Source organism: Microbacterium sp. (assembly GCF_031178525.1).
GTDB lineage: Bacteria > Actinomycetota > Actinomycetes > Actinomycetales > Microbacteriaceae > Microbacterium.
Genome location: NZ_JAPSJA010000082.1, coordinates 1 through 10,448, shown reverse-complemented (window position 1 = coordinate 10,448; position 10,448 = coordinate 1). Strand labels below are relative to the sequence as shown.

Annotated in this window: 11 protein-coding genes; 9 read left to right on the top strand and 2 right to left on the bottom strand. The window is 71.4% G+C overall.

All coding sequences use genetic code 11. The features are described 5' to 3' along the window. Both RIF89_RS07275 and RIF89_RS07270 read right to left on the bottom strand, forming a co-directional pair. Positions 1-481: acylglycerol kinase family protein (locus tag RIF89_RS07275; RefSeq protein ID WP_309068460.1), on the bottom strand; the 481-nt coding region annotated here is incomplete at its 3' end. Between the two features lie 19 nt (positions 482-500). After that, positions 501-665, bottom strand: a complete 165-nt coding sequence (locus RIF89_RS07270; RefSeq protein WP_309068459.1) for a hypothetical protein — start codon at positions 663-665, stop codon at positions 501-503. A gap of 239 nt (positions 666-904) precedes the next feature. Between RIF89_RS07270 and RIF89_RS07265 the strand changes: the two genes are divergently transcribed. The 9 genes from RIF89_RS07265 (at position 905) to RIF89_RS07225 (ending at position 10,342) form a co-directional block, all read left to right on the top strand. Then, positions 905-1,921, top strand: a complete 1,017-nt coding sequence (locus RIF89_RS07265) for an NAD kinase (protein WP_309068458.1) — start codon at positions 905-907, stop codon at positions 1,919-1,921. 33 nt (positions 1,922-1,954) lie between these two features. Beyond that, the gene (gene recN, locus RIF89_RS07260) at positions 1,955-3,646 is read left to right on the top strand and encodes a DNA repair protein RecN (protein ID WP_309068457.1); all 1,692 of its coding nucleotides are present in this window, start codon (positions 1,955-1,957) and stop codon (positions 3,644-3,646) included. A 126-nt stretch (positions 3,647-3,772) separates the two neighbouring features. Further along, positions 3,773-5,461 (top strand): CTP synthase, encoded by a 1,689-nt coding sequence (locus RIF89_RS07255; protein WP_309068462.1) that lies wholly within the window; start codon positions 3,773-3,775, stop codon positions 5,459-5,461. Continuing rightward, a complete protein-coding gene (locus tag RIF89_RS07250) occupies positions 5,461-6,054 on the top strand; it encodes an NUDIX hydrolase (protein ID WP_309068456.1) in 594 nt (197 codons plus the stop codon). Before RIF89_RS07255 ends, RIF89_RS07250 begins: the two co-directional genes overlap by 1 nt. Positions 6,055-6,065: 11 nt before the next feature. Further along, on the top strand, positions 6,066-6,968 hold the full coding sequence (gene xerD, locus RIF89_RS07245) for a site-specific tyrosine recombinase XerD (protein ID WP_309068455.1): 903 nt from the start codon (positions 6,066-6,068) through the stop codon (positions 6,966-6,968). 94 nt (positions 6,969-7,062) lie between these two features. Then, positions 7,063-7,962, top strand: coding sequence for a ParA family protein (locus tag RIF89_RS07240; RefSeq protein ID WP_309068454.1), 900 nt, complete (start codon positions 7,063-7,065; stop codon positions 7,960-7,962). Next, complete coding sequence (locus tag RIF89_RS07235) at positions 7,946-8,830, top strand: segregation and condensation protein A (protein ID WP_375294448.1); 885 nt, start codon at positions 7,946-7,948, stop codon at positions 8,828-8,830. The genes RIF89_RS07240 and RIF89_RS07235 overlap by 17 nt, the downstream gene beginning before the upstream one ends. After that, positions 8,820-9,470 (top strand): SMC-Scp complex subunit ScpB, encoded by a 651-nt coding sequence (gene scpB, locus RIF89_RS07230; protein WP_309068453.1) that lies wholly within the window; start codon positions 8,820-8,822, stop codon positions 9,468-9,470. Before RIF89_RS07235 ends, scpB begins: the two co-directional genes overlap by 11 nt. A 62-nt stretch (positions 9,471-9,532) precedes the next feature. Further along, positions 9,533-10,342 (top strand): pseudouridine synthase, encoded by an 810-nt coding sequence (locus RIF89_RS07225; protein ID WP_309068452.1) that lies wholly within the window; start codon positions 9,533-9,535, stop codon positions 10,340-10,342. The last annotated feature ends 106 nt before the right edge of the window (positions 10,343-10,448 follow it).

The window sequence follows — 10,448 nt, the reverse complement described above, 5'->3', positions numbered from 1 at the left end:
CACGGGTCTGCGTACGGCCGTCGGGATGCTCGAGACGGATCTGCCCGACATCCACCGCGCGAGTCGTCCCTGCGCCGAACGCAGTGCGCACAGCTGCCTCCATGTCAGCCATGAGGTCGAGGTTGCGGGCCAGCAGGTTTCCGGTGCCTCCCGGAACAAGGGCGACGGGGATCGCGGTTGGATGCAGTTCGTCCACGGTGGCGCGGATGGTGCCGTCCCCGCCGGCGATGATCACAAGCGCCACGTCGTCGGCCGCAGCGGCCCGCGCCACCCGCCCGTCGGATTCGGCGGCCGTCTCGACCCAGATGGACGGCAGCCATCCGTCGGCTTCCGCGGCCGACACGGCGGCGCGCAACGACGGGATGTCGGTGCTCAGCGGATTGACGACCACGACCGCGCGTCGCGCGATGGACACGGGCGCGGCTTCGGCCGCGCCGGTCCACGTCCCCTCCGCCTCGGGCGGGCGCTGTTCGTCGCCCATCGTCAGGATGACCGCGACGTCAGGGTCGGCGGCCGCGGCTGCGCTGGCGGAGGATGCCGAACACTGTTGTCCCCACCACCAGCACGATGCCGATGATGCCGAGCCAGACAAGGCCCTCGATGGCGAAGCCGACGATCGCCAGCACGAGCCAGACCACGAGCAGGATGACGAGCACGGTCCACATGTGCTCACCGTACGCCTATCCTCGGCGCGCCGGGAGGCACCCGCTCGCAGGGCGCCGGTCCGGGCGCGAGGGGACGGTGGCGTCGGCGCTGAAAGGACGGGTTTCCACGGGCGCACGCGAGCTGCGCTGCAACCCGTCAGAATGGAAGGGCACGATCGAGCGGTGCTGCGCCGGATGACGCTCAGCCCGACGGACACCGACGGAGACCGATGAGCCGCAACAGCAGTGAGAGGGGATCGATGTCGCACGGTGTCACCTCACTTCCCGGCGGACCCTCCGCCCGGCGGGAGCGGAAGATCCTGATCGTCGCGCACGCGCACCGCGAGGAGACCGTCGACGCCGCCGTGCGGGTGACCGCGCTGCTGCGGTCGTCGGGAGCCCAGCCGGTGCTCGCCCACGACGACCGCGCCGAGCTGTCGGCCCTCGCGCCCGTCCTGGCGGAGGTGCCCGTGCTGGGAACCGATGTCCCGCTCGCCGAGATCGACCTCGCGATCGTGCTGGGCGGCGACGGCACCATCCTGCGCGCCACCGAGCTGGTGCGCGACGGCACGGCTCCCGTGCTCGGGATCAACATGGGTCATGTCGGCTTCCTCGCCGAGATCGAGCGCGACGCGATGGACTCCGCCGTGCAGCGTGCCGTGGAGGGCGACTACGCGGTCGAGGAGAGACTCGCGCTCGACGTCCGCGTGAAGGACCGCTCGGGCAAGGTCGTCTACGAGACCTGGGCGCTGAACGAGGCGACGGTCGAGAAGGACAGTCGTGAGCGCATGATCGAGGTCGTCATGGAGATCGACAGGCGCCCGCTGTCGACCTTCGGCGCCGACGGCATCGTGATCGCGACGCCGACGGGATCCACGGCGTACAACTTCTCGGCGGGCGGCCCCGTCATCTGGCCGACCGTGCAGGCGATCGCCGTCGTGCCGCTGTCGGCGCACGCGCTGTTCGCGCGCCCGCTCGTCGTGGGACCGGAGCACGCGATCGCGGTCGAGGTGCTCGAGGGCGGCGCGGGCGCATCCGCGGTGCTGTGGTGCGACGGCCGGCGCTCGCATCCGCTGCCTCCCGGGGCACGCGTCTCGGTGCGGCGCTCGCCGCAGCCCGTCCGCCTCGCACGCCTGCACCCCGCGGCGTTCACCGACCGTCTCGTGCGCAAGTTCAAGCTGCCCGTGACCGGATGGCGCGGCCCGAGCGATCCCGACGCCACCGGCGCGATCGAGACGATCGCTCCGGCGCTCGCCGTCCCCGAGGCGATGGAGTGAGCGGATGATCGAACCGGTCGCGGAGACGACGGCATGATCGAGGAGATGCGGCTGCGCGATCTCGGCGTGATCAGCGAAGCGAGCCTGCCCATGGGGCCGGGCTTCACCGCGATCACGGGCGAGACCGGTGCGGGCAAGACGATGGTGGTCACCGGACTGGGACTGCTGCTCGGACAGCGTGCCGATTCCGGCGCCGTGCGCGCGGGCGCACCGCAGGCGTCCGTCGAGGGCGTCTGGATCGTGCCCGACGAGGGTCCGGTCGCCGAGCGGGTGCGCGAAGCGGGCGGCGACCTCGAGCCGATCGGCGGCGGACGCGCCGAGCTGTACCTGTCGCGGACGCTGGCGGCCGAGGGGCGCAGCCGGGCGAGCGTGGGCGGCCGCGCGGCGCCCGCGGGCGTGCTCGCCGACCTGGCGGATGCCCTGGTCGTCGTCCACGGTCAGTCCGATCAGCTGCGGCTGAAGTCATCGGCCGCGCAGCGCGACGCGCTCGACCGCTTCGCCGGCGAGCCGGTGCGCGACGCTCTCGCGGCCTACCGCGCGGCGTACGACACCTGGCGCGCGCTCGACCGCGAGCTCTCCACGCTCGTGACCGACCGCGAGGCGCGCGCGGCCGAGGCTCAGTCGCTGCGCGAGTCGCTCGCCGAGATCGAGCAGGCAGCGCCCGAGCCGGGGGAGGACGTCGCTCTCGCGGAGCGCGCCGAACGCCTCGCGAATGCCGAGGAGCTGCGCGCCGCGGCAGCCGTCGCACGCGAGGCCCTCTCGAGCGAGGAGGACGGCGTGGATGTGTCGACGCTGCTCGCCGACGCGCGGCGCGCGCTCGACCGCGTCGCGGATCCGGCCCTCGCTGGGCTGGGCGAACAGCTCGCCGACCTCGGCTACCGCGCCGCCGACATCGCCGTCGAACTGTCGGGATTCCTCGCGGACCTCGACGAGTCGGGGCCCGCCGAGCTCGCGGCGGTCGAGGAGCGCCGGGCCATCCTGAACTCTCTCGTGCGCGCGCACGGGTCGCTCGACGACGCGATCGCGCTGCTCGAGAGCGGATCCGCCCGTCTGGCGGAGCTGGACGACGACGGCGATCGCGTCGAGAGGCTCCGCGCGCAGCTGATGGAGGCCCGCGAGGTGCTCGACGCCCGCGCCGACGCGCTGACGGCCGCGCGCACCCAGGCGGCCGCCCGGCTCGCCGACGCCGTGACCGAGGAGCTGCAGGCGCTGGCGATGCCGGACGCGCGCCTGCTCGTCGACGTCGGCCCGGGCACCGAGTCCGCGCACGGGCGGGACGAGGTGGGGCTGTTGCTCGCACCGCACCCCGGCGCCGAGCCGCGTCCCGTGTCGAAGGGGGCGTCCGGAGGTGAGCTCAGCCGCGTGATGCTCGCGATCGAGGTCGTCATCTCGCAGACCGACCCCGTTCCCACGTTCGTGTTCGACGAGGTCGATGCCGGCATCGGCGGCGCCGCCGCGATCGAGGTCGGACGCCGACTCGCCAAGCTCGCCGAGACGTCGCAGGTGATCGCCGTGACGCACCTCGCGCAGGTCGCGGCCTTCGCGGGCAACCACCTGAGCGTGGTGAAGGCGAACGACGGATCCGTCACGAGGTCGAGCGTGTCGCGGCTCGAGGGCGCCGAGCGCGAGGCGGAGATGGCGCGCCTGCTGTCGGGACTCAGCGATTCGGAGGCCGCGCTCACACACGCACGCGAGCTGCTGGAACTCGGCGCCGTCCGCGCCTGAACGGGCACGGGCCCCACGCGCGTGGCACGATAGCCCGAAACGCCTCGCCTCGCGGCGCACGCGACATCCCGACGGGCGCGCCGCTCGGCGGGCTCGAAGCATCGACTGTTAGGATCGAAGCCCGTGATGCACACACCTGGCGCGGGATCCGAGACCACCACCAAGCAGATCTTCGTGACGGGTGGTGTCGTCTCCTCGCTCGGCAAGGGACTCACCGCGGCGAGCCTCGGCAATCTGCTGACGGCACGCGGCCTGCACGTCGTGATGCAGAAGCTCGATCCGTATCTGAACGTGGATCCGGGCACCATGAACCCGTTCCAGCACGGCGAGGTGTTCGTCACGGACGACGGCGCCGAGACCGACCTCGACATCGGGCACTATGAGCGCTTCCTCGGCGTCAACCTCAGCCAGGCCGCCAATGTCACCACGGGTCAGATCTACTCGCAGGTGATCGCCAAGGAGCGCCGCGGCGAGTACCTCGGCGACACGGTGCAGGTCATCCCGCACATCACGGACGAGATCAAGCGCCGCATGCGCCTGCAGGCGCAGGCCGACCCCCAGCCCGACGTGATCATCACCGAGGTGGGCGGCACCGTCGGCGATATCGAGTCCCAGCCGTTCCTGGAGGCCGCGCGTCAGCTGCGTCACGAGCTCGGGCGCGACAGCGTCTTCTTCGTGCACGTCTCGCTCGTGCCGTTCATGGGCGCCTCCGGCGAGCAGAAGACCAAGCCCACGCAGCACTCGGTCGCCGCGCTGCGCCAGGTCGGCATCCAGCCCGACGCGCTCGTCCTGCGCAGCGACCGCCCCGTGAGCGAGTCCAACCGCAACAAGATCGCGCTGATGTGCGACGTCGACGTCGAGGGCGTCATCAACACCGTCGATCTGCCGAGCATCTACGACATCCCCTCGACGCTGAACGATCAGGGCCTCGACTCGTACATCGTGCGCCGCCTCGGCCTCGGTGAGAAGGCCGGCGAGGTCGATTGGACGCGCTGGAACACCGTGCTGCAGTCGGTGCACAACCCGAAGCTCGAGGTCACGGTCGGCCTGGTCGGCAAGTACATCGACCTGCCCGACGCCTACCTCTCGGTCACCGAGGCGCTGAAGGCCGGCGGCTTCGCGCATGAGGTCAAGGTCAACATCCGCTGGATCCCGTCGGACACGTGCGAGACGCCCGAGGGCGCGGCGCGACAGCTCGGGGACCTCGACGCGATCTGCGTGCCGGGCGGCTTCGGCATCCGCGGCATCGAGGGCAAGCTCGGCGCGCTGCGCTTCGCGCGCGAGCAGGGCATCCCCGCGCTCGGGCTCTGCCTGGGCCTGCAGTGCATGGTCATCGAGTACGCGCGCAACGTCGCCGGCATCGAGGGCGCGTCGTCGAGCGAGTTCGACCCCGAGACGCCGGCGGCCGTGATCGCGACCATGGCGGAGCAGGTCGACATCCTCGCGGGCGGCGACCTGGGCGGCACCATGCGGCTGGGCCTGTACCCGGCGAAGCTCGACGAGGGCTCGATCGTCGCCGAGGTGTACGGCGCCACGCAGGTGGAGGAGCGCCACCGCCACCGGTACGAGGTCAACAACGCCTACCGCGCGCAGATCGCCGAGGCGGGCCTGGTGTTCTCCGGCATCAACCCGGATCTGAACCTGGTGGAGTTCATCGAGCTGCCGCGCGACGTGCACCCCTACTACGTCGCCACGCAGGCGCACCCCGAGCTGCGCTCGCGGCCGACGGAGCCGCACCCGCTGTTCCGCGGTCTCGTCGGGGCGGCGGTCGAGCGTCACCGCGCGAGCGAGCTGTTCGAGGTCGAGACCGCCTGATGGGCGTCCGCTCCGCTGAACTCCGCGACGAGCCGTTCGAGGTCGACGTCACCGACAGCCGCCGCGTGTTCGACGGCCAGGTCTGGGACGTGCGCGAGGACCGCTTCCGCTACAACGACGACGAGCTCGTGCGGCACTACGTCGATCACACGGGCGCCGTCGCGATCGTCGCACTCGACGACCGGGAACGCGTCCTGCTGATCCAGCAGTACCGTCACCCGATCCGCACGCGCGATTGGGAGATCCCGGCGGGTCTGCTCGACGTGGAGGGCGAGGACCCGCTCGACGCGGCGAAGCGCGAGCTCGCCGAGGAGGCGGATCTGGTCGCCGCTCACTGGGAGAAGCTCGTGTCCCAGGCGCCGTCGCCCGGCGGCAGCGACGAGATCATCCACATCTATCTCGCGACCGGGCTGTCGGACGCCCCCGAGGTGTTCGCGCGGCACAGCGAGGAGGCGGACCTCCGCCTCGAGTGGGTCCCGCTCGAGGATGCGGTGGCCGCAGTGCTCGAGGGGCGCCTGTGCAACGGCGCGATGATGCTCGGCGTGCTGCTGACGGCCGAGAGGCTGCGCCGCCGGACGGTCACCGGCGCCTGAAGCGGCGTGCCGTGAAGCTCGAGAGGGCGGTGGATGCCTACCTGCGCCACGTCACGATCGAGCGCGGACTCTCCGAGCACACGATCGCGGCGTACCGACGGGACCTCGCGGGCTACCTCGACTGGCTGGACGAGCGCCGGATCTCCGACACGACCGAGGTGACGCCCGCGATCGTCGCCGAGTTCGCGGCCGAGCGCGCGGCGACCGATCCGCCACCGGCCGCGTCATCGCTCGCCAGATTGCAGTCATCGGTGCGCGGGCTGCACCGCTTCCTCGCACGCGAGGGGATCGCCGATGCCGACCCCTCCCAGCGCCTGCGCCCGCCGAAGCAGGCGCGACGCCTGCCCAAGGCGCTGACGATCGACCAGGTCGAGCGCCTGCTTGCCGCTCCGTCGGCCGAGGAACCGATCGGGATCCGCGACCGTGCGCTGCTCGAGCTGCTGTACGCCACGGGTGCGCGCGTGTCGGAGGCGGTGCAGCTGGACGTCGACGATCTCTCAACCGGCGAGATCCTGCGTCTGCGGGGCAAGGGGTCCAAGGAGCGCATCGTGCCGGTGGGCTCCTACGCCCGGGCCGCGATCGACGCGTACCTGACGCGCGTGCGCCCCGACCTCGCCACGCGCGGCACCGCTTCGCCGAAGCTGTTCCTCGGGGCGCGCGGCGCGCCGCTGTCGCGTCAGAGCGCCTGGCTCGTGATCCAGGCCGCCGCCGAGAAGGCCCAGCTGACCGCGCACGTGTCGCCGCACACGCTGCGGCACTCGTTCGCCACGCACCTGCTGCAGGGCGGTGCCGACGTGCGCGTCGTGCAGGAGCTGCTCGGCCACTCGTCGGTCGCGACCACGCAGATCTACACGCACGTGACGGTCGACACGCTGCGCGACGTGTACGCGACGAGCCATCCGCGGGCACGCTGAGCCGGACCGCCGGAATCCCCGGGCTCGCCGGGATCCCGGATCGCCGGGCCCGCTCCGCGGCCGCTCGGGCGCTCCTCGCTACAATCGAGCGAGCATGTCTAAGGCAGGAGCATCGGTGGCGGACAACAAGGCCCGGACGAAGAAGCAGGATGAGGTCATCCTGGGCGAGACCGGGCGTCCCTATCACGGCTTCCCGACCCCGGAGAAGCTCGACGGGCACGGGCCGGCGCGCATCATCGCGCTGTGCAACCAGAAGGGCGGCGTCGGCAAGACGACGACGACCATCAGCCTCGCGGCCGCTCTCGCGTCGTACGGGCGCAAGGTGCTCGCGGTCGACTTCGACCCGCAGGGCGCACTGACCGTCGGGCTGGGCGTGCAGAACCACGACGTCACGACGATCTACGATCTGCTGCTCGACACCAAGCGCGACCCGCACGAGGCGATCGTGCAGACCGCGACGCCGGGCCTCGACGTGATCCCCGCCAACATCGACCTGTCGGCCGCCGAGGTGCACCTCGTGAACGAGGTCGCGCGCGAGCAGATCCTGTCGCTCGTGCTGCGCAAGGTCGCGCCCGAGTACGACGTGATCCTCGTCGACTGCCAGCCGTCGCTCGGGCTGCTGACCATCAACGCGCTCACGGCGGCACATGGCGTGCTGATCCCGATGGAGTGCGAGTTCTTCGCGCTGCGCGGCGTCGCGCTGCTGATCGAGACGATCGGCAAGGTCCGCGACCGCCTCAACCCGTCGATCAAGCTCGACGGCCTGCTGGCGACCATGTACGACCCCCGCACCCTGCACTCGCGCGAGGTGCTGGAGCGCATCGTCGACGCCTTCGGCGACGACGTGCTCGAGACCGTCATCGGCCGCACGGTCAAGTTCCCGGACGCGTCCGTGTCGGGCGTGCCGATCACCGAGTTCGCGCCCCAGCACCCGGCCGCCCAGGCCTACCTGCGACTGGCGCGGGAGCTGGTCGCCCGTGGCGCCGTCGCGTAGCGACGTCCCGCCGGGGGCGGGGATCGGCACCTCGCCTGACGCCGGGGCTGCTCCGGATCACGACGCCGCGCCCGCGGACGCCGAGGGGCAGGGCTTCCGCGTCTCACTGTCCAACTTCGACGGCCCGTTCGACCTGCTCCTGAACCTCATCTCGCAGCGCGAGCTCGACATCACGGAGGTCGCGCTGTCGAAGGTGACCGACGAGTTCATCGGCTACCTGCGCGATCTCGGGCCGGACGAGGAGCTGGACCAGGCGTCCGAGTTCCTCGTCGTCGCCGCGACCCTGCTGGACATGAAGGTCGCGGGGCTCCTGCCGCAGGGCGAGCTTGTCGACGCCGAGTCCGTCGCCCTGCTCGAGGCGCGGGATCTGCTGTTCGCGCGGCTGCTGCAGTACCGCGCGTTCAAGGAGGTGTCGGCGTGGTTCGCCGCCGGACTGCAGGGCGAGGATCGCCGCCACACCCGCAGCGTTCCGCTGGATCCGAAGTACCGCGCCAAGACGCCCGAACTCGTCTGGACCCTTTCGAAGGAGGACTTCGCCGCGATCGCGATGCTCGCTTTCGCGCCGCGCGAGATCCCGCGCGTGGGGCTGGATCACCTGCACGCGCCGCTCGTGAGCATCCGCGAACAGGCGGCGGTCGTCGTGACGCTGCTGCGCAATGCGGATCGGATGACGTTCCGCGAGCTCGTGTCGGGCGTGGCCGAGGCAGGCATCGTCGTGGCGCGCTTCATCTCCGTGCTGGAGCTCTACCGGCACGCCGCGATCAGCTTCGAGCAGCTCGAGCCGCTCGGCGAGCTGACGCTGACCTGGACGGCGGATCACTGGTCCGACGAGACGCTGGCGACCCTGGGGGCCGACTATGACCGATGAGCCGATGACCGCCGATGCCGCGGCACCCGAGCGGGAGCCTGCGCTCGAGCCCGTCGAGCAGCCGGCGGAGGAGCCGGCCGCGTTCCCCGGCGGCGTCGCGCAGCGGCTGGAGGCGATCCTGATGATCGCGGACGAGCCGCTGTCGGTCGTGTCGCTCGCCACGGCCGTGGGCGCGCCCGTGCCGGCCGTGCGCAAGGCTCTCGCCGCGCTCGTCGCCGACTACGACGGCCGGGCCGGCACCCCCGAGCGCGGCTTCGAGCTGCGCGAGGTGGGCGGCGGCTGGCGGTTCTACGTGCGGTCAGAGTACGACGAGATGGTCGCGGGATTCGTGGGCGGACAGGCGCCCGCGCGGCTGTCGCAGGCGGCGCTCGAGACGCTCGCGGTGATCGCCTACAAGCAGCCCGTGACACGCTCGCAGGTCGCGTCCATCCGCGCCGTGAACGTCGATTCCGTCGTGCGCACGCTGCTCGCGCGGGGCCTCATCACGGAGGTCTCCACGCATCCCGAGACCGGCGCGATCCTGTACGGCACGACCGACCTGCTGATGCAGCAGCTGGGCATCAACTCACTCGACGAGCTGCCGCCCATCTCGCCGCTGCTGGACGACGGATCCGACGGATTCGACGACATCGTCGGCTGACACCATGGACGGTGTCCCCCTTCCTGGCGGAATGGGGATGCGAATCCGGCAGAAAGTGGGACATGGAAGACAAGGCAGAGGGCATCCGGCTGCAGAAGGTGCTCGCGAACGCGGGCGTGGCGTCGCGGCGCGTGTCGGAGCAGCTGATCGTCGAGGGCCGTGTGCGGGTCAACGGCGCGGTCGTGACCGAGCTGGGCTCGCGGATCGACCCCGAGAGCGACCTGGTGGACGTCGACGGCGTCGCGGTGCAGCTGGATGCGGGCAAGCGCTACGTCATGCTGAACAAGCCCACGGGCGTCATCAGCTCGATGAAGGACGACCGCGGCCGCAAGGACCTGCGTGCGTTCACGAAGGACTGGGAGGAGCGCCTGTTCAACGTCGGGCGCCTCGACTACGACACGTCGGGCCTGCTGGTGCTGACCAACGACGGCGAGCTCGCACAGGTGCTCGCGCACCCGTCGTTCGGCGTCACGAAGGTGTACATCGCGAAGGTCGAGGGCACCGTCACGCCGCAGACCATCGCCACTCTGACCCGCGGCATCGAGCTCGAGGACGGCCCGATCCACGCCGACAAGGCGCGGCTGCTTGACGCGTCCGCCGGCCACAGCCTCGTCGAGCTCACGCTGCACTCCGGTCGCAACCGCATCGTGCGACGCATGATGGCGGCCGTCGGGCATCCCGTGGTCGAGCTCGTGCGGCGCCAGTTCGGGCCGCTGCACCTGGGAACCCTCCCAGTGGGCCGCGCGCGCGAGTTGACTAAGGTGGAACGCGGCGCGCTGCTGACTCTTTCGCGCCAGGGATCCGGCGCCGACGCGTCCGTCGATCCGACGGGGGAGGAGCCCCCTTCGATCCAGGAGCCGGAGGACTCGTGAGCGACATCGCTGTGCCCGCGGGCGGCGTGAGTGCGCGGGACCCGCTCGTCCCTGGGCGGACGGCGCGCGTGTCCGGAACCGTGCGCATCGTCGGCGCCGGTCTGCT